Source organism: Lysinibacillus sp. 10T31, from assembly GCF_056394365.1.
The window spans coordinates 19,624-39,195 of record NZ_JBFTHS010000042.1 but is presented as its reverse complement, the minus strand read 5'-3'; the positions used below and the strand labels follow the sequence as shown (position 1 = coordinate 39,195).

At 37.6% G+C, this 19,572-nt stretch carries 22 protein-coding genes; 7 read left to right on the top strand and 15 right to left on the bottom strand.

What is annotated here, in order from left to right:
* Window positions 1–284: 284 nt before the first annotated feature.
* Window positions 285–830 (bottom strand): glutathione peroxidase, encoded by a 546-nt coding sequence (locus AC1DCY_RS20495; protein WP_477353202.1) that lies wholly within the window; start codon window positions 828–830, stop codon window positions 285–287.
* Between the two features lie 263 nt (window positions 831–1,093).
* On the bottom strand, window positions 1,094–3,175 hold the full coding sequence (locus AC1DCY_RS20490) for a serine hydrolase domain-containing protein (protein WP_477353200.1): 2,082 nt from the start codon (window positions 3,173–3,175) through the stop codon (window positions 1,094–1,096).
* A gap of 310 nt (window positions 3,176–3,485) precedes the next feature.
* On the opposite strand from AC1DCY_RS20490, the gene AC1DCY_RS20485 reads away from it, so the two are divergent.
* The 4 genes from AC1DCY_RS20485 to AC1DCY_RS20470 all read left to right on the top strand — a co-directional run bounded on the left by AC1DCY_RS20485 (window position 3,486) and on the right by AC1DCY_RS20470 (window position 4,888).
* Complete coding sequence (locus tag AC1DCY_RS20485; RefSeq protein WP_477353198.1) at window positions 3,486–3,656, top strand: hypothetical protein; 171 nt, start codon at window positions 3,486–3,488, stop codon at window positions 3,654–3,656.
* 84 nt (window positions 3,657–3,740) lie between these two features.
* Window positions 3,741–4,034 (top strand): hypothetical protein, encoded by a 294-nt coding sequence (locus AC1DCY_RS20480; protein WP_477353196.1) that lies wholly within the window; start codon window positions 3,741–3,743, stop codon window positions 4,032–4,034.
* Window positions 4,035–4,129: 95 nt separating this feature from the next.
* Window positions 4,130–4,228, top strand: coding sequence for an IS3 family transposase (locus AC1DCY_RS20475; protein WP_477353194.1), 99 nt, complete (start codon window positions 4,130–4,132; stop codon window positions 4,226–4,228).
* Window positions 4,229–4,240: 12 nt separating this feature from the next.
* Entirely contained in the window at window positions 4,241–4,888 is a 648-nt protein-coding gene (locus AC1DCY_RS20470; RefSeq protein WP_477353193.1) for an IS3 family transposase, read from the top strand.
* A gap of 128 nt (window positions 4,889–5,016) precedes the next feature.
* Here the strand turns inward: AC1DCY_RS20470 and AC1DCY_RS20465 are convergent, their stop codons facing one another.
* Window positions 5,017–7,092 (bottom strand): serine hydrolase domain-containing protein, encoded by a 2,076-nt coding sequence (locus tag AC1DCY_RS20465; RefSeq protein WP_477353191.1) that lies wholly within the window; start codon window positions 7,090–7,092, stop codon window positions 5,017–5,019.
* Between the two features lie 474 nt (window positions 7,093–7,566).
* Between AC1DCY_RS20465 and AC1DCY_RS20460 the strand changes: the two genes are divergently transcribed.
* Entirely contained in the window at window positions 7,567–7,944 is a 378-nt protein-coding gene (locus AC1DCY_RS20460) for a hotdog family protein (protein WP_477353189.1), read from the top strand.
* A 340-nt stretch (window positions 7,945–8,284) separates the two neighbouring features.
* Here AC1DCY_RS20460 and AC1DCY_RS20455 read toward each other — a convergent pair whose 3' ends face one another.
* The 4 genes from AC1DCY_RS20455 to AC1DCY_RS20440 all read right to left on the bottom strand — a co-directional run bounded on the left by AC1DCY_RS20455 (window position 8,285) and on the right by AC1DCY_RS20440 (window position 10,846).
* Entirely contained in the window at window positions 8,285–9,070 is a 786-nt protein-coding gene (locus AC1DCY_RS20455) for a hypothetical protein (RefSeq protein ID WP_477353187.1), read from the bottom strand.
* 451 nt (window positions 9,071–9,521) lie between these two features.
* On the bottom strand, window positions 9,522–9,902 hold the full coding sequence (locus AC1DCY_RS20450; protein ID WP_477353186.1) for a VOC family protein: 381 nt from the start codon (window positions 9,900–9,902) through the stop codon (window positions 9,522–9,524).
* A gap of 57 nt (window positions 9,903–9,959) precedes the next feature.
* Window positions 9,960–10,472, bottom strand: a complete 513-nt coding sequence (locus tag AC1DCY_RS20445; protein WP_477353184.1) for an SRPBCC domain-containing protein — start codon at window positions 10,470–10,472, stop codon at window positions 9,960–9,962.
* Window positions 10,473–10,501: 29 nt separating this feature from the next.
* The gene (locus AC1DCY_RS20440; protein WP_477353183.1) at window positions 10,502–10,846 is read right to left on the bottom strand and encodes an ArsR/SmtB family transcription factor; all 345 of its coding nucleotides are present in this window, start codon (window positions 10,844–10,846) and stop codon (window positions 10,502–10,504) included.
* A gap of 558 nt (window positions 10,847–11,404) precedes the next feature.
* Between AC1DCY_RS20440 and AC1DCY_RS20435 the strand changes: the two genes are divergently transcribed.
* The gene (locus AC1DCY_RS20435; RefSeq protein ID WP_477353181.1) at window positions 11,405–12,322 is read left to right on the top strand and encodes an alpha/beta fold hydrolase; all 918 of its coding nucleotides are present in this window, start codon (window positions 11,405–11,407) and stop codon (window positions 12,320–12,322) included.
* A 146-nt stretch (window positions 12,323–12,468) separates the two neighbouring features.
* On the opposite strand, the gene AC1DCY_RS20430 is transcribed toward AC1DCY_RS20435, so the two are convergent.
* Window positions 12,469–12,684, bottom strand: a complete 216-nt coding sequence (locus tag AC1DCY_RS20430) for a hypothetical protein (RefSeq protein ID WP_477353179.1) — start codon at window positions 12,682–12,684, stop codon at window positions 12,469–12,471.
* A gap of 541 nt (window positions 12,685–13,225) precedes the next feature.
* Here AC1DCY_RS20430 and AC1DCY_RS20425 point away from each other — a divergent pair.
* Complete coding sequence (locus AC1DCY_RS20425; RefSeq protein ID WP_477353177.1) at window positions 13,226–14,482, top strand: nucleoside permease; 1,257 nt, start codon at window positions 13,226–13,228, stop codon at window positions 14,480–14,482.
* A gap of 125 nt (window positions 14,483–14,607) precedes the next feature.
* Here AC1DCY_RS20425 and AC1DCY_RS20420 read toward each other — a convergent pair whose 3' ends face one another.
* The 7 genes from AC1DCY_RS20420 to AC1DCY_RS20390 all read right to left on the bottom strand — a co-directional run bounded on the left by AC1DCY_RS20420 (window position 14,608) and on the right by AC1DCY_RS20390 (window position 19,449).
* Window positions 14,608–15,051: a VOC family protein gene (locus AC1DCY_RS20420; protein ID WP_477353175.1), complete on the bottom strand. Its 444-nt coding sequence runs from the start codon at window positions 15,049–15,051 to the stop codon at window positions 14,608–14,610.
* 142 nt (window positions 15,052–15,193) lie between these two features.
* Window positions 15,194–16,273, bottom strand: coding sequence for an RNA-guided endonuclease TnpB family protein (locus tag AC1DCY_RS20415; RefSeq protein WP_477353173.1), 1,080 nt, complete (start codon window positions 16,271–16,273; stop codon window positions 15,194–15,196).
* A gap of 5 nt (window positions 16,274–16,278) precedes the next feature.
* Window positions 16,279–16,680 carry an IS200/IS605 family transposase gene (tnpA, locus tag AC1DCY_RS20410; protein WP_477353171.1) on the bottom strand — a complete coding sequence of 134 codons (402 nt, stop codon included), beginning with the start codon at window positions 16,678–16,680 and terminating at the stop codon, window positions 16,279–16,281.
* 129 nt (window positions 16,681–16,809) lie between these two features.
* Complete coding sequence (locus AC1DCY_RS20405) at window positions 16,810–17,601, bottom strand: methyl-accepting chemotaxis protein (RefSeq protein ID WP_477353169.1); 792 nt, start codon at window positions 17,599–17,601, stop codon at window positions 16,810–16,812.
* 221 nt (window positions 17,602–17,822) lie between these two features.
* Entirely contained in the window at window positions 17,823–18,338 is a 516-nt protein-coding gene (locus tag AC1DCY_RS20400) for a DUF4871 domain-containing protein (RefSeq protein WP_477353167.1), read from the bottom strand.
* An 83-nt stretch (window positions 18,339–18,421) separates the two neighbouring features.
* Window positions 18,422–18,706: a hypothetical protein gene (locus AC1DCY_RS20395; RefSeq protein WP_477353165.1), complete on the bottom strand. Its 285-nt coding sequence runs from the start codon at window positions 18,704–18,706 to the stop codon at window positions 18,422–18,424.
* Between the two features lie 386 nt (window positions 18,707–19,092).
* A complete protein-coding gene (locus AC1DCY_RS20390) occupies window positions 19,093–19,449 on the bottom strand; it encodes a hypothetical protein (protein WP_477353163.1) in 357 nt (118 codons plus the stop codon).
* Between the last annotated feature and the right edge of the window lie 123 nt (window positions 19,450–19,572).

Here is a 19,572-nt window from a genome sequence, read left to right as displayed (position 1 = left end):
GGATTATTCCCTGAACGTACTTCTTCAAAAAATTTTTTAACAATTTGCTCTGGTTTCATTTGAACCCTCCGCTATATACATTTTGGCAAGGAAAACTATATCTCCTTCACTTAATAATAGTCCTATAGGAAACAAATAGGAACAATTTTCTGCAAATTCCACTATCAAAACCACACCAAGCTCTGCCCTCTCATCACAAAGTGTTTTGGCTGTTTGATGCCGTTTTCAAAGCAAAAGAAAAACATCCCGAAGGATGTTTTAGATCAATTCTGAAATTTATTCACTTACAAAATATTTTCAACGACAGTTTCGATATCGAGCAATGAATCTGTCGGCTCAAAACGTGCAACTGTTTTCCCTTGTGCATCAACTAAAAACTTCGTGAAATTCCAACGAATATTACGCCCATCTAAAAAACTCGGCTCTAACTGCAAAATGTTCTCTGCTAGTATTTTCTCTTCCATACTGAACTTGCCAAATTCGCGGAAATCTACCTCATGCTTCAAATAATTAAATAGTGGATGCGTCCCTTCTCCATTTACCTTAACAAGGTCAAAAATCGGGAATGTTACACCGTAATTCATTTTACAAAGCTTTGTCGTTTCTTGTCCATCCTCGGGATTTTGGTTGCCGAATTGATCGCATGGTAACCCTAATACAATAAAATTATCATCTTTATATTTATCATACATTTTTTGTAGATCTTCAAATTGATATGTAAATTGACATTGGTTGGCCGTATTCACAATAAGCATCGGCTTTCCTCGATATGTTTCCATCGACAAAATTTCACCGTTCGATTTCTTTACCAAATAATTATAAATACTCATAACAAAACCCCCACTAATTACTTTTCGAATGTATTATATCATTTAAATAAATGACTTCCAAGAAACTAACTTATTCAAAAAAGCCCCTCGAATCCTGAACTGCCCCGTAAAAGTTAGATTTTTGGTCTAACTTTTGGGGTATAGTTCATTTTTAGTGGCTTTTATTTATTATTTATTATCTTCTACATATTTCCGAGTTAAGAATGCAGTCAAATGAGCTCGAGCTATTTCTGTGTCGTAACGGTTTTGTTGAAGTCGTTCAGCTAGTTCAGCGTGATTGCAATTTCCGAGTTCGGCGCGCCAGCAAATACAACCGTTCCGTTCTTCGGCAGTTTTACTTTGTTATTGCCGCCCACAACGGTAAAATTGACGCATACTCCCTGCTCATCATACACTGCGAACGAACTCTTCGCTGGCAATGCCACGGACATCGTTTTCCCTGCTGCAGCTTGCGGGATTGTAAACCATTTCGCATGCCCATTTGCTTGAAGCGTAACTTTGGATGATTGGCCTGCATCAAGCGATTTTACGTTGGATCCACTTACGTATAACAATCCGGCCATCTCCATATATTCATTACTGCCTTCTGTATAGAAACGAGCTTCCGTCGTATCACGGCTTGCCATCACGGGGATCTGGAGCTGATGCTCCGCCGTGTTCGGGCCTGTTATTTTTCTGCCTTCCCAATAGCCCGCCAGCCCATCCGTGCGAGTAATTTGTTTGGTAAGTACCTGTTGTGCAAGATATAGAATAGAACTAAATTTCTCGTTCACAAGATAGAACTTGACGCCTTCCCGCTTCGCCCATGCGGCAGCGCTTTCCTTCGATAACACGTTGTCTTCTAGCTTCTCGCCTAAATATTGATCTATCGCATCTTGCCCCAAGCTTGGCGTCGATAGATATGATCTCTCCCTCAAATAAGTTCGTCCATTCCGCTCGGTGACGAAGTTGAGCTTGGAGGTACCCTCTTCATTAACAAAGCTTCCATCCGCAGTATATACATATTTTTCTTCTGGATTAAATGGTAAGAACAGTTCTCCATTCTTCGTAATTTCTATTTTGAAATGACTGCCACTATTGCCGTAAAAACCCGCTTTCTTCGCTACGTCTTGAGGCATCTTGGCCTTAACCGGCTTACCAAAGGATTTGTTCGGCTTGATGTCCTTAATTGTGCCCTTCTCTTTGAGCGCGGCAAGTAGCAATTCAGTTGCCAACAGTTGATTTGTAGAGCTGCTACCGCCAGATGACAACACAGCCGCTGCCATCTTCTGTTCCGGAAGCACGACCATTGTAGCATGTTGTAGTAACGTGTCGCCGTTTTTAGCCAATCCCTTTATCCCATATTCACTGAATGGATATAGTTTCACACTATCCCAGCCAAGACCATAGTTGATAATGTTATCTTCATCTCCCGGCCACATTCCTTTTTTATATTCCTCTTGCTCCATTGCCTTAACTGCCTTATCAGAAAGGATTCCTTCTCCCTGTCCCATAAATAATTGTGAAAATCGCACCATATCTTCTGCCGTGGAAGAGATTCCTCCTGCACCAATCTCATTCAATGCTTCAATGGGAAGCTGCCCTTGGTACGTCGGAAAATAAAGTCCAGCCCGCTTATCATCTTCCCAATTGTCCTGCGGCGTTTTCGTATGATTTAGCTTTAAGGGTTCTGTAAACCGTTTATGTAGATATTCGGTAAAGCTCATACCGCTGACTCTTTCTACCAAAATCTCGGCCAGCGTAAAGCCGTCGTTGCAGTATACCGAGAACGCACCAGGTTCCGCCTTCAAGCTTTGGTCGGACAATTGCCTTAACAAGCTGTCATGGGCATACGTATCATTATCTTTAAATAAAAATGCATTACTATATATAGTACCTTGCAAGCCTGAGGAGTGGTTCAACAGCATACGCGGCGTAATACGTTTGTAACGCTCGTCTTTCATCTGGAAATCAGGAACATAGTGGACGACAGGAGCATCCAAATCGACTCTTCCTTCGTCGACCAATTTCATCACAGCCGCCGCTACATACATTTTACTGACTGAACCAATCCCGTATAGAGTATCTTTGGTCAGCGACTGTTTCCCTTTCAAATCGTTCTTGCCTGTCTGACCCGACAAAATAATTTGGCCATTATCAATTAGCGCATACTGCACGCTAGTCGTTTCATACGACTTCGTGAGTAGTGCAGCCTTCTCTGYCGCAATCTTCTTCAGTTCTTGACTAGTTACTTCTTGGCTAGCTACAACCGTAGTCTGACTGCTAGAAAACGCCATCGCCCCTGTTGGCAGGCTAATCGTTAACGCTAATGTAGCCGCTAACACCCCAGATAGTTTTTTTTTCATAAAAAAATTGCCTCCTTAGATAAATAATCGATTTCAAAATATACACTTCCTAAAACAATAATTAATGCCCCCACAAATAAATTTTTTTGTTCACTTTAACACCCTGATTACTCCCTTCAACAAGAAATATTTTCTATAAATAGAATATCAATGTTATATTTAGTTCGTAAATACAGTGATAGACTGAAACCATATCGGGCCTAAGACTTATGCGTTATGACAAAGCAAATTAAAAAGACCAGCTCGGCTATATTAGCTGGTCCTGCACCCCTAAAGTTAGAGTCAAAAATCTAACCTTAGGGTGTTTTTCATGGTGAAATACAGTGAAGAATTCAAAATAAATGTGGTTAATGAATATATGAAAGGTCCTTTAGGTTATAAATTATTAGCGGAAAAACATGACATTCCAATTACTCGCAAATTAAGCGTTGGGTATGTGCCTACAAAGAATTTGGAGAAGTTGGATTACGTAGAAAAGTAACGAAACAAGCTTACTCTGTTTAATTCAAGCTCGATGTATTACACTTTATGAAACAAACAAGTGCTTCTTATCAAGATACAGCGATTGAATTTAACATTAATAGCAAACTGGAACAGTAAATTTTTGAAGGAATCAATAGAAGGCCTGCAAGAAAAAGCGAAGGAACGGCCACCTATGTCTAATAATCTAAAAAATAAACCTGTCAAACAACCAAGCACAATGTCTCGTGAAGAACAACTAGAACGTGAAAATGAGCTTCTCCGATTAGAGATTGCGTACATAAAAAAGTTAGACGCTTTCGAGGCGAACCCGGATGCCTTCCTCGCAAAGCACAAGCAGCGTTGGCATTCGAACTCAAAGAAGAAGGGTTCCGATTGAAAGATGTATTGAAAATCGTTGAGATCCCTGAAGCAACGTATCATTTCCATATCCAATAGTTAAAAAATAAAGATCCCAATCAAGAATGGAATACATTGATTTTAGCGCTATTTGAGAAGCATGAAGGTAGATATGGTTATCGCCGAATCCATGCAGAATTAAAATCACAGGGATACGTCATCAATCACAAGTAAGTATAGCGAATCATGAAGGAATTGGGTTTAAAGTGTGTGAAATTCGTTCGTAAATCTCGTTATAAATCATACAAGGGCATGGTAGGTAAAGTCGCAAAGAATCGATTAAACCGCCGTTTCGACACGCCAAACGCTTTACAAAAACTGGTGACGGACGTAACAGAATTCAAGTGTACAGAAAATGAAAAATTTTATTTAAGTCCAATCATGGATCTCTATAACAGGGAAATTATTGGGTTTAGTATGTCCAAACGCCCAACATTGGATTTCGTATTAGAATCGCCACATCAAGTTCTGCCAACCATTCAGAACCAAGCTACATATCGTGCAACGATTCATTCGGACCAAGGTTGGCATTATCAACATAATTCATGGGTGAAAACATTACAGCAAAACAAGATCTTCCAAAGCATGTCTCGCAAAGCGACGTGTGCAGACAATGCGGCGATGGAAAACTTCTTTGGCATTCTCAAACAAGAGATGTATTACGGTGAAGTATTAATCTCGTATGAAGAATTGAAGAAGAAAATCGAACGGTATATCGACTACTATAACAATGAACGTATTAAACAAAAACTGGCTGGCATGAGTCCAGTAAAATACCGTACTTCATGCCAGCCAATTAGCTGCATAATAAAAACTCTAACTTTTGGGGTATAGTTCATTTTTAGTAGCTTTTGTTTATTATTTATTATCTTCTACATAATTCCGAGTTAAGAATGCAGTCAAATGAGCTCGAGCTATTTCTGTGTCGTATTGTTTTTGTTGAAACCGTTCTTGAATTATAGTTAATCCAACGTGATTGCAAATTCCGAGTTCGGCGCGCCAGCAAATACAACCGTTCCGTTCTTCGGCAGTTTCACTTTGTTATTGCCGCTCACAACGGTAAAATTGACGCATACACCATTCTCATCATACACGGCGAACGAACTCTTCGATGGCAACGCCACGGTCATCGTTTTCTCTGCTGCCGCTTGCGGGATTGTAAACCATTTCGCATGCCCATTTGCTTGAAGCGTAACTTTGGATGATTGGCCTACTTCTAACGGTTTTACGTTGGATTCACTTACGTATACAAATCCGGACATCTCCATATATTCATCGCCGCCTTCTGTATAGAAACGGGCGTCCGTCGTATCACGACCTGTCATAACGGGAATCTGGAGCTGATGCGCAGCCGTATTTGGGCCTGTAATTTTTCTGCCGTCCCAATAGCCCTCTAGACCTTCATTGCGATGAATAGTAAACATCATCGGTAAGAGATATTGAGTAGAACTATATTTCTCATTTACAACATAGAACTTGACGCCTTCCCGCTTCGACCATGCTGCAGTAGTTTCCTTCGATAACACGTTGTCTTCTAGTTTCTCGGCTACATATTGAGTAACAGCTGCTTGCCCTAAACCTGGCATCGATATAAATGTGCTCTCCCTCAAATATGTTCGTCTATTCTTCTCTGTGACAAAGTTGAGCTTGGAGGTACCATTCTCATTAATAAAGCTTCCATCCGCAGTATATACATATTTTACTTCTGGATTCGATGAGAAGACCAGTTCGCCATTCTTCGTAATTTCTATTTTGAAATGACTGAAACTATTGCCGTAATAACCCGCTTTCTTTGCTACGTCTTGAGGCATCTTAGCCTTGACCGGCTTGCCAAAGGACTTGTTCGGCTTAATATCCTTAATTGTTCCCTTCTCTTTAAGGGCTGCGAGCAGTATTTCAGTCGCCATCAGTTGATTTGCAGTGCTGCTACCACCGGATGACAACACAGCCACTGCCATCTTCTGTTCGGGAAGCACGACTAGTGAAGCATGTTGCAGTACCGTGTCGCCGCCTTTAGCCAAGCCCTTTATCCCATATTCACTAAATGGATATAGTTTCACACTATCCCAACCAAGACCATAGTTGATAATATTATCTCCATCCCCCGGCCACATTCCTTTTTTATATTCCTCTTGCTCCATCGCCTTTACTGCCTTTTCAGAGAGGATTCCTTTTCCCTGTCCCATAAATAATTGTGAGAATCGCACCAAATCTTCTGCTGTGGAAGAGATCCCTCCCGTACCAATCACATTCACTGATTCAGTAGGAAGCTGCCCTTGGTACATTGGAGAATAAAGTCCAGCTCGCTTATCATCTTCCCATTTGTCCTGCGGCGTTTTCGTATGATTTAGCTTTAAGGGTTTTGTAAATCGTTGATGTATAAATTCGGTAAAGCTCATACCGCTGACTCTTTCCACCATAATCTCGGCTAGCGTAAAGCCGTCGTTGCAGTATACTGAGAACGCGCCAGGATCCGCCTTCAATTGCTGGTTGGACAATTGCTGCAATAAGTTATCATGGGCATAGGTATCATTATCATTAAATAAAAATGAATTACTAAGAGTACTACCTTGCAAGCCAGAGGAGTGGTTCAACAGCATACGTGGCGTAATGCTTTTGTAACGCTCGTCTTTCATCTTGAAATCAGGAACATAGTGGACGACAGGAGCATCCAAATCGACTTTTCCTTCGTCGACCAATTTCATTACAGCCGCTGTTACATACATTTTACTGACTGAACCAATCCCGTATAGGGTATCTTTGGTCAGTGGCTGTTTCCCTTCCATATCGTTCTTGCCTGTCTGACCCGACAAAATAAGTTTACCATTATCAATTAGCGCATACTGTACGCTAGTTGTCTCATAGGTCTTCGTAAGTAGAGTAGCCTTCTCTGCTGCAATCTTTTTCAGTTCTTGACTAGCTAATTCTTGGCTAGCCACAACCGTAGTTTGACTGGTAGAAGTCGCCATCGCCCCTGTTGGTAGGCTCATCGTTAACGCTAATGTAGCGGCTAACACCAAAGATAGTTTATTTTTCATTATAGAAATACCTCCTTGATATCTAGATATACACTTCCTAAAACAATATTTAATGCCCTCACTAATAAAATTTTTTTGTTAACTTTAACACCCTGATTATCCCCTCCAAAAAGAAATATTTCCCATAAATAGAATATCAAAGTTTTATATTCTCGTAAATACAGTGATAGACTGATGTCATATTGGGCTTAAGATTTATGGTTGATTATGACTAAGTAAATTAAAAAGACCAGCTCGGCTAAATTAGCTTTGCTGGTAATCTCCCATTATGTAGCTACAACATTTGCAACTTGCGCAAGTTTAGCTGTTTTTATTTTATTTGATCCTACTTTGGCTGCTTCAGCAACAGTAAATGTGCGGGCAGATTAGTTGAAGAAGGTTTTTTTAGATTTTTGTGGAATATATCACCTTAAATAGTCTGGTATTGATGTAATATTCACATTGTGATTAACCAGACAGTAGGAGGAGTTTAAAATGTCATTAAAACCAGGAGATATAATTACGTTTGAACGAACTTTTACAGTAAGGGATGTAGAATTATTTACTGAGGTTTCAGGGGATGAAGGGATTCATCATATTACCCCAGATGAACAAGGAAGACTTGTCATTCAAGGGTTACTAACGGCAACTCTGCCAACAAAAATAGCTGGAGACCATAACGTACTGGCCCGTAATACGAGTTTTGTGTTTTTAAGACCTGTTTTTACAGGAGATACAATATTTTGTATAGTTAAAATTGAGAAATACGAAAGGCAAGAAAATAATAGAACAGCGTTTGTAGCATCCTTTTTATGTAAAAATCAGCATGAAAAAGAAGTATTGAAAGGAGATGTATCAGGCGTAATTCTTTAAACTTTATTATAATATTGGGAGCAAATCGACATCTATAGGGCAGCATTCCTGTAATAACTAAACAGAGATAATATATGTAAAACCAGATAGTTTGTAAATAAATGTACTTAAACGATCGGTTGCTTTCGTTAAATTTTGATTTACGAAATATCAAACCAAGTTGTACAAAAAAGGTACTGCGAATTGCAGTACCTTTTAGTATGCTAATTAATTATCTTTCTTTTAACCTGCGATTTTGCTATTTGTACTTCAAAACAAAACCCGTTAACGTTATTGCGGCTTTTTCAAAACTCTTTTCTAAATTTGTTTCCTCTAAAGGTTTCATCCGGTAGAAATTCCCTTAAGGTGAATGATATCGAATAGTTGCAGATACACCGTTTGCAAAAGATCCACCAGAAGTTGTTATTTCTACAGACAGAAGAGTACAACTATTTACTGAGAAATTTGACGTTATAGTTGTACAACAATTTGGTGAAGTAGATGAACTAGGTCCTGTAATAGTTGCTATGATACCAGTAGCTATCGGGGCAGTAAAGCCACAATTTGTACTTAAATATATTTGTGCAGATGCAGTATCTCCAGCAGTTAAATTATGATCTCGTATATTAAGAGTTAAACTTGTTATCACTGCATTTTGAGGAACTACAAATGTATTTTTAATGAAAGAAGCTGAGGCACTCCCAATCCCAAGAAAATCATTGTTTACAACTGATTGATCTGTACTTAAGTAAACTTCCATTAGTCCTGGACCATTCGAACCTGTTGGACCAGTGGAGCCAGTCACTCCTGTTGAACCGGTAATTCCTTGAAGCCCAGTTACCCCTGTTGTTCCTGTTATTCCTTGAACCCCAGTTGCTCCTATCGCTCCTGTTATTCCTTGAACCCCAGTTGCTCCTGTCGCTCCTGTTATTCCTTGAACCCCAGTTGCTCCTATCGCTCCTGTTATTCCTTGAACCCCAGTTGCTCCTGTTGCCCCTGTTGTTCCTTGAAGCCCAGTTGCTCCTGTTGCCCCTGTTGTTCCTTGAGGCCCAGTTGCTCCTGTTGCTCCAACTCTACCCTCTATTATTTGCAGTCCAGTTGCTCCTGTTGCTCCGTTTAACCCACTTTGAAAGTTATTAAATTTCATTGGATCACCTCCTCCCCTATTTCATAATATTTTTTTTAGAAATAATGAAATAGACGTTCTGACAGTATCCTTATACACAGGAGAATGGCGTTTTTTTATATTTAGTATTGCACCTACCTTATCTGCTGGTCTAACGGGACTAATTTTTACATTACAGAGATTCAGTAAGGATAAAAAAATCGCTTAAAGTTTTTATACTGTCTGGTGAGATTATGGTGAATCCCTGAGATTTTTGATGTCATGATGAACATTTGGGGGAAATGCTGATACTTACTTTGGAACGTATCAAAAAAACAGGTTTGAAGTCCTAACAGAAGAATGATCGCCTGTGCTGTTCCTTTGTTTAATGCGCGACATTTATTACACTGCAAAATAATCTGTAAAAAACAGATCAAGCATGCAAAATGCGATGCTTTTATTCAAGCATCGCACTCATAAATTGTATAAAAATTTATTTTGATTCCATTACTGCATAGTAATTGTTTTCATTATCCGCAAAATTAAACACTCTACCTGAAGGCATATTTACAATTTCTCCGACAATAACGTTTTTGTTTGATAAGTCGTTATATAATTTATCGATATCTTCCGAGAAGAACATTAAAGAAGGCGTACCAAGATTCAATTCAGGTTGCATTTTAGCGATTAATTCCTTATTGTGGAGAATAATTCTTGTCGCTGCTTCTTTAGTTGGAGCAATTTCAATCCATTTCATTCCTTGGCCGTTATCTTCCTCTGAAATTACACTAAATCCTACTTTTTCTGTCCAAAACTCTTTTGCTTCATCTTGGTTATTAACGTACAACATGATTTGACCGACTTTATTAATCATTGCTTTTTACACTCCCATAAAATGTCTGATTTTCTTACCTGAAAAACTTTTCTATTATTACAGCGACTGCACATGCTCATTCAAGCGGTCCCAAGTTTCTGTGATGCCTTGTAGCATGCCCATATCCATAACGGTCTTAAGCGCTTCTGCAGACACATATTGTGCACGGTTTATCAACTTAGTCTTTCCATCCAAATCGATGAATTCCAATGTAATCTCGGTCGATGGCATAGAGTCATTCGAATTACCTTCAGCATCCGAAAAGTAATCGGTATAGCTGATCTTCTCAGGCTCGATAATCTCCTTATAAATCCCTTTTCCCCACGATTCCATACCAAAAAAGTCACCAAGGTTTTCATCAACGCACTTCATACAGTAGTGCCAAACGCCTCCCGGACGAAAATCAACAGTGCAGACTGGAATTTCCCAACCTCTCGGCCCCCACCAACGTTTCAGATGCTCTGGATCTTTGAACATCTCGAATAATAAATCTCGTGGAGCATCGAAAACGCGCTCCAGTATAAGTACACGATCGTTTTCTACTCTTGATACCATTGAATTGTTTGACATTGTAATTCCTCCTTGATGATGAAATGGTTTTATGATTTTTCTTTTTTCTGCAATTCCTTCAAATATTCATCTAAATTATCGAATCTTTCTTGCATTACACTCTGGAAGGACTGTATCCAAGAATCCAGCGCTTGGAATGGCTCGGGCCGCAGCTTGTAGATTCGACGGTTAGCTTCAGCCTGCACTTCCACGATCCCGTTGTCGCTAAGTACTTTTAAATGCTTTGAAGTTTGAGGCTGCCTCAATCCCAGTTGGTCGGCAATCTCACCCACGGTTAGAGGACCCTGGCGCAGGAGTTCGACGATATTCAAACGATTTGGTTCAGACAAAGCGCTCAACGTCGTTATGTTTACTCCTGGAACTTTCCCTGACATGTCACTCACCTCGTAAAATGATGGTCGCCGGTAAATTATCATCTACATCAGCACAGGTTTTATGTTCCTGTTAATCAAAATATAACTCACAAGGAATATTCCTGTCAAGGTATATTCAAGTGTATCTTTATCATTTGAACCAAAATATTGTTTCTCACTCTATGTTGCTTCATGTGCTTACCAATAGCTCGCATACTATGCCCATTAAGGGGTATACGAAGTACCTCAATTTCTTTATCTCCATGTACCACTTTTATCGAAAAACACTAGGGTAACCTACTTGACATCACCAACTAGCAATATAGCTTATGAAATAGACTATCCATTCCTAATTATTTTTATATACAACCCTAGTTCCATTCCCTAAAATGTAAATATAAAGGAGAATTTAAAGGAACTTTCTATATAGAGGCAATGCCAACTTTATTACTTTCTCTTTAAGGTGTATAAATAGTAGAAGTTTTCAAGGGTTCCGAAACATGTTCAAAATTCTCTACTGTCTATACCCGTATTCTTTAATAGAGTGTTCCCATACTTTTATATGACGGAGAGGATAAGATGGCATTCAAAACACCAGAAGGCGAGGAACTTTTTCAGCAAGCCTATAGCAATAATTTAAAACGTTGGAATGTTTCATATGAAATATTGAATATACCGACAACATACGGAAATACTCATGTCATAGCATCTGGAGAAAAGGAACTTCCGCCAGTTATTATGTTGCATGGGGCTGGAATGGGATCAACTATTTGGTATGCGAACATTGAGGCGTTGAGCAAGATTCGACGCGTCTATGCAGTTGATACAATTGGGGATATTAACAAAAGTGAACCTATTCGTTCCATCAGCGACCCTGAGGACATGGGGAAATGGATGGCTGAAGTTCTGGATCATCTTGGTATTGAAAAAACAGATTTTATCGGACATTCGGCTGGTGGGTATATAACATTGAATATAGCGACATCCATACAAAGCAGGATAAACAAAATGGTCCTCTTGTCCCCTGCCGCTTCATTTGTCCCGTTGCATAAACAATTTTTCCTTCGTCTTGCTTTTATAAATTCCATAAGACGTAAAGGATTCATCCAGCGATTTTTTTGTGATTGGTTCATAGCAAAAGGAAATACCATCGATAACGAAGTCTTTGATCAATTCATTTACGGGGTTTTGCATTACAAATGGAAGGTAAAGCCAGTCATCCCAAAAGTGATTCCAAAAGAAAAACTAAAGACTATTCAAGTTCCAACCTTATTATTAATGGGCGAAAAAGAGGTTATCTACAACCCCAGACGGGCTCTGATGCAAGCAAGAGCCAGCATTCCTCATATAGAAACCATAATGTTACCAAATACAAGTCATTGCTTATTTATAGAGGATGCTAAAAAGGTAAACGATTCGATCATTAATTTTTTACATAAAGATACTCCATGTGAACCGGAGTCTTTAGTAACGAGTGCTAATGTTCAAGAGGCATAAGCTATTTAATCATTTTAGACCGCTTTCCCGATGCAACAAAAAAGCCCGATTTCTCAATTTTAATACTGAGAAATCGGGCTTTTTGATATTGCTGAAGCAGTCACATTTTTTGTACTAGCTTAGCTATTTTATTTTTTGTTATAGCATTAAATTGTTCTCGCAATGATTTGAATTGTATGTGTAATAATAATTAAAAATCCTAAAACAATACAACATGTCGCTAGCGTACTCTTTTTATGATTTTTCTGCCTTACAAAACCAAAAATAATTAGGCATATTCCAATCACAATAGATACTATTGATAGAATTATAAAAAATGGTGTACCCAATGATATCGTAGGAATAATATCTGTTAATTGCATGTCAACTTCTCCCTTTCAAATTCTAAGTTTATATATAGCTCTTCACCAAAATATGTACTTCCCTGCACATCTTACTTCAAGAAAACTCTTTGCGCAGGACGTTGCCAAAACCACTTCGTCCCTCATACACATTTACTCCCACAATTCCTCAGAGTCGCCATCCTCCATTCATGTAATTGTCACCAAGAGCCATTTAATTTTCCCTTTCATTATCTATTTATTATTGTACGAATCAGTTTTCTCTTTTTTCTTACTCATTCCTTACAAATTTATTAATTTGTAGCCAAAACCAAATTTCACCATAGTGGCAACTCAATTAAAATTCGTATGAATCTAACATTTGGAGCAAATGCTTTAGTTATGTCACCATTTCTAGAGTCCGATGTAGCGATTATGGTTCTTATCTCCTCAAATAAGACAAAAAATTTTTAATTGAACGATTCATGCATAATGAATTCATTAAAACAGACATTATAGGATATCACCTTGTTAAGTTATTTTTCAAAATAAAAATAACTCCATCACCTTCTAGGAGGAAAAAATGAATATAAAATTACGGCTTAAAATAATGATTTTTCTACAGTTTTTTATTTGGGGATCTTGGCTTGTTACATTTGGTTCTTATATGATCAATACGTTGAATTTTACTGGCGCGCAAGTTGGAATCGTATATAGTTCTAACGGTCTTGCAGCCATTATTATGCCAAGTTTAATCGGTATTATTGCAGATCGATGGGTAAAAGCAAATGTGTTATACGGAATATTACATTTCCTCGGTGCAATTACCCTATTTACCGCTGCTGAAATTTCAGATCCTACCATGATGTTCTGGATAATGCTCTTTAACTCAATCGTTTATATGCCCACACTTGCTTTATCGAATACAATTTCTTATTATTACCTGGAAAATAGAGGATTTGATGTTGTAAAAGACTTCCCACCTATTCGTGTCTATGGGACAATAGGTTTTATTCTTGCGATGTGGATTATTAGTCTTGCCAAAATAGAATTAAGCAATATTCAGCTATTAATAGCTAGCGGTTCTTCATTACTACTTGCACTATACACAATTTCTCTTCCTGCCTGTCCAACTTCTAATGCAATTAAGGACAAGTCGTTGGTAAGCCTTTTGGGATTAGACGCTTTTGTCCTTTTTAAAGATAAAAAAATGGCGTTGTTTTTAATTTTCGCAATGTTATTAGGTGTTGCGCTTCAAATTACCAATACATTTGGTGATCCATTTTTACACGACTTCGCGTTGAACCCTGATTATAAAAATAGCTTTGCTGTTAAATATCCAGCTATTTTATTATCAGTGTCACAAATTTCAGAGGTATTCTTTATTCTGACCATTCCATTTTTCTTACGTAAGTATGGCATTAAAAAAGTAATACTGATCAGTATGATTGGATGGACATTACGTTTTGTTTTCTTTGGATATGGAAGCCCAATTGGCGTAGGATTTTTACTATTATTGTTATCAATGATTGTTTATGGTTGTGCCTTCGATTTCTTTAATATTTCGGGAGCCATTTTTGTGGAAAAAGAAGTCGACCACCGCATTCGCGGTAGTGCTCAAGGATTATATAGTACAATGGTCAATGGCATAGGCGCCTATTTAGGAGCTGTCATTAGTGGAAAAGTAGTTGATTATTTTACAGTTGACGGCGTAAGAAACTGGCACAACATTTGGTTGGTTTTTGGGGCGTATACTCTTATTTTGGCATTCATTTTTGCAATTACTTTTAAATATAATCATGACAGTAATGCTATGAAAGATGTAACAACGAAACAGTGATTTAATAAAATTTTACTTTCAAGTAAGAGAAAGAGCCTTACCGTTCAAGGTATAAGGCTCTTTTACTGTAATAGAACTGTTTACTAATGGATATCCAAAATAATTAAGCAAAATTCGCTAAAAGCTTAAACGGAATAACGTTTTCTCCACTCTTCAAGAGACATCTCATTAAAACTCTCAATATCGTCTAGTCTCAATGGTGTAATTAATTCTAATGAATTACCATCTGGATCTGAGAAATAAATTGCTGCATGTGCATGAGGATTATTTGACAGCACTAAAGGTTGATGTTCAGAAGTAAGGCCAAATTCTGTTCGAACTTCAATGCCGATTGAAGACAACCACTCTTTCACATGCTCAAAATCTTCTTCGTCAATTTTAAACGCCAAATGTCGGATAGATGGATGGTATTTTAAGTGAACACTATCACTTTCCCATAAACCTAACCAGCTTTCTCCTTTAACAACCCAAAAGAAAGCAACTTTTCCTTTTTTATAGGCTAGTTCCAGCCCTAATTTTTTATAAAATACAATCGAGTTTTCTAAATTACTAACTGTTGAGACTCCCACGGTTAAAACCGCAAGCCCTACACCACACGGTGTGACGGGTGGGATTCTTGAATGACTAAGCGTTCGCAGTCAATTTCTGTTTTGAACAGCCTTCAAGATGAGGGCATCTCATTGCCCCTCCTAAGACAGTGCATATAGCATCTTAGGCTGATTGACTTTTACCATCAATCACAGGTGCATATCGAATATTCATTGCACCGACTAAATCACGGTGTTTCTCAAATCCACATTGGCACTTGTATTTTCTGTCTTGTGCCTTGTTCTTTTCAGAACATTTCGGACAGGATTGACTTGTATAGGCAGGGTTCACGTATTCAACTTTAATACCAACTAAATTCGCTTTGTATTCAATAAATTGAGACAGACGATAAAATGACCAAGTATGCAGATTTTTCTCGTTTTTACGGCTTGTTCTTGCCGTCTGTCTGATATTCGTTAGTTGTTCTAAACGAATGACAGAAATGTTATTATCAGTTGCGAAATTTACGATTGCACGACTTACTTTGTGGTCTTGGTTCTGCATCCATCTTTTTTCTTTATCGTCTAAATTACGAATAGCGTTGATTTTCTTTTTGTTTCCTAATTCCTTCCGTTTTGAAGCAAACTTACGCTTCTTATTTTTGTTTTGTCTACCGTTTCCAAAGAAACGAACCTTATCGTCGTCTGTGATGGCTACCGCAGGAACTTTGAGACCTAAGTCTACACCTAAAATCTTTGTTCCTATTTTTTCATTTGTAGGAATCGTCACAGATATTTGTGCAACCCACTTATTGGATTTTTTCGTGATTCGAAGTGTGCCTAATTTGTGTTTTAACAAATCCAAGTTTCGGTTGTCTTTATCAATCAATAATGCACGAACCTTTAAACGAGTTGATTTCCCATTTACCATAAATGGAATTGAAATGTGTGTGAAATCAAATGAATAGTTTTGATTGTTCCATACACAAACGGGTCTTTTTAGAATCGGAACGATTTTGTATTTACTTTTTTTCACTTTTGTAGAAAACAAACTTTTTGCATCCTTAATGGCTTGGTTTTTCACTGCACTTGGTATATTAGCTTCAACATCTTTTGTACTTTTCTTAGTGCATTTCTTTGTTTCCGCCATTTCGGATACAAGTGTATTAATGACTCTGATATACTCGTGACTACTTTGTTCCAATAGCCCAATTTGTACTTTTGTTGGAAGCAATTTAACTTTGACTGTGATAGTTTGTGACACAAGTTTCACCCCCTTGTCTTTTGATTTTCAACATAATGTTTTATTGTCTCACTAGATACATTTCCAGAAGTAGAAACAAAATAAGAACGTGTCCATAGACTCGGCAAATGTTGAAGATGAGGAAACTCTTCTCTCAAGCGTTTTGATGTCACTCCTTTAATTTTTGCCATTATATCAGCAGGACTAAGTATTGGCAGTGTATTCAAAAACAAGTGAACGTGGTCTTTGTCACATTCCATTGCGATAATAGCAATATCCAGTTCCCCACATATTTCTTGAACCAACTCTTTGAAACGTTCTTCTACTTTTGTGTTAAGGAAAATCTTTCTTCTGTATCGCGGGCAAAACACAAAATGATAGTTAATTAATGACACGGTTGTTTTGGCTCTTCTATAATCATTTATCATATACACATCGTATTAGTTTTGACGCCAAACTGATACGAAAAAGATAAAAAATAAAAGATACCAACATGTTGGATACTTAAAGTACCACAAACCTACAGTTTCAGTGGCACTCCTTATCCAACCTCACTTTCATCCCATGCCTAAAGGCGACGGGCTTTCCCGTTCGGAAAGGGCTGTAATGGCGGCACTTTCTTCCGCTAATTTCCGCACTTCATCTGCAACGATGGCAAATCCTTTACCATGCTCCCCCGCCATTGCCGCTTCAATTACAGCATTAAGAGCAAGTAAATTCGTCTGTTCTGCAATATGCTGTATGCCCTTTAACAAGCTATCTACGGTTTTCAAGCTAGTCTGTAGCTCATTCACAGTTTCGGCTGTAGAACTCATCGCTTGATTCATCACACCCATCTGCGCCATCGCATCCTGCATTTTCTCCCAACCTACTAAAATCTCCTGCTGCAAATCAGTAGATTTAGAAACAGTATCCTTTGAAATAGCGAATGTTTCGGTAACAAAATGCACAGATTCCTTCATCGTGCCATGAATCATTTGTAGACTAGATGACTCCTGTTGAATACTTGCGGAAATATCTTCTGTAGCTAAAAGAATTTGTTTACTCGTTCCAGTTAAACTCTGCATATTTTGTTGGAATTGTGTAACATGCTCATCCAATGCTTGGCTACTTTTTTCAATTTCCTGAAACGTATTCTCTAACTGATTTAATGACGCTTTCACTTCATTTTGCTGAATGGCAGCATGCTCAACTAGTTCATTGCCCCATTTTGCGATTAAATAAAATGCAATGATAACGCCATTCATAATCGCAAGAAGCGTAATGAAAACAACCATATCATTGGATGGCCCTAATAATGATTTAGCATTAGCAATATAAAGTATCAGGAAGCTGATGTTTGTTAGCACGCCAAAAAATACTAGTAATTCTTTCTTAAAATAAGGCTGTTTTCTAAATGATTGTTGCTGTTAAAACTAAAAAACAGATTTAATCTACAAAACGAGTAGGATAAATCTGTCTTTTTGGTTTGATATAAAAAACGAAGCTTTAGAACATACTCATTTTGAAGAAAGAGCTACCTATGCAACTTTATGACCTTCAAGTAAATCACCTGTTAGTTGAAAATAATTTAACTTTCTTCGACGTTTATAGCTATATCCCCAAATAATTTATCATTAAAATATATTTCTAATTTCCATAATCCACTTATAGGGAACACCATATTCGATGGGATATGGGAATCGGCACCGTTATTAGGGCTAATGGAAGCATTGGAATATTGCCATACTGTATCATTGCCAGATACCAACACGGGATGTTCTTTCCCTTCTTTGTCAGTTCCGATTACTTTAAAATCACCACTGATACTATCTTTGTCTCCCCAAAAATGCCACATATACTTATTTGTTTTATTAGCGATAATTGGGACTTCTACTGCCTCACCTTTTTTACCCGATCCAACTAAAAAACCAACTTTCCCTTCTTCACCAATCAACAAATACTCACCTTTTGTCCCATCACCAAAAGTAACGGGTAATGAAAACGTTGGACTTACCTTCCACGTCTCATTCTTATCAATGTTTTCACATCCAACAAGTGTCATTAAGAATAGCAAAGAAATCAACATAATCATTTTGTTCCTCATATTACTCCCCTTATCAACTAGACATTCCCCGTTATAAATAAGTTAGTTAAATTCTTTTTGATGTATCTTTCTTCCCAATATTCTTATATGAATTCAAACGCAAACATTAAACCTAAAGGGATAGTTAACCAAAGCAGAGAATTGCTCAATATTATTTTAAAATGAGAAGCATTTTCTAATTTGTCTTTGTAAACGAATCTCCACATCAATAGCACCCCAAAAGCCCATATCGGTATGACTAAAAAGAATTCTGGTGTCAAAGTATCAGATTCACCTAACGCCCCTTCTGCAAAAAACCAAGAAATCAAAAGTGCAACAAAACCAGAAAATATAACATTACCTATAACTAAAACTTTTTTATCATTCAACAAAATCCCTCCGATTACTCGAAAAACGAAACACTATTTCACTTTTTCACGAAATTTAAAATCCACCTTATAACACCAACCACTAGAATGAGAATCCCATTAGCTAATGTTATAAATCCTAAAAATGCCCCACCATAGCCTGCACCTTCTCCTGTTCCACCAGAACCCAAAAATGAAGAAATAAAGTACCACTCGAAAAACCAATCACTGGAGCAAGTACCATCATAATGATGCCTGACACCATAAGATTTAATATTCCTTTTCTAATACAATGCAAAGAAAACAACATTAAGTGATATCAAGATTAAGATATATAAAGTCAAAATTAAATTTTCCATAATACCCTCTTATTTCATTTTACCACAAATGACCATAATTCTTTTTGACTATTCTGACTTTTGATCGATTAGCAACAATCTTTTCGAAAACAGCCTAAAATAAAGAGCGATAATGGCCACCGAACAAATTAAAATATAATGTTTAGTTAATGAAAAGCTATCTACTAAAAATAACGTAAAAACAACGCTCGAAGGAATCATTCCAAAAATAAAGCCTTTAACATATGTATTAATAGGTAAAAAATAATTACAAACCGCTAATGCAATTACGGCAAGTCCAACGAATAAGAACATAATGCCCTTTGAAAGTATCAACGGTCCACAAATTAGAACAGCCAAAATTGAAATGATTGCTAAATTAACACGATGGACTTTTCGTGTATCGTAGCGAATTTTTTTCTCCATTAGTAGATCCCCCTAAATAAATGAATAGACATTCAGTATATTTTTCCATTATTATAAAGTATAATCACTACTTCTTGTAGATAAAAATTACGTATTAGAGAATATTTTGCACTCAACAACAAA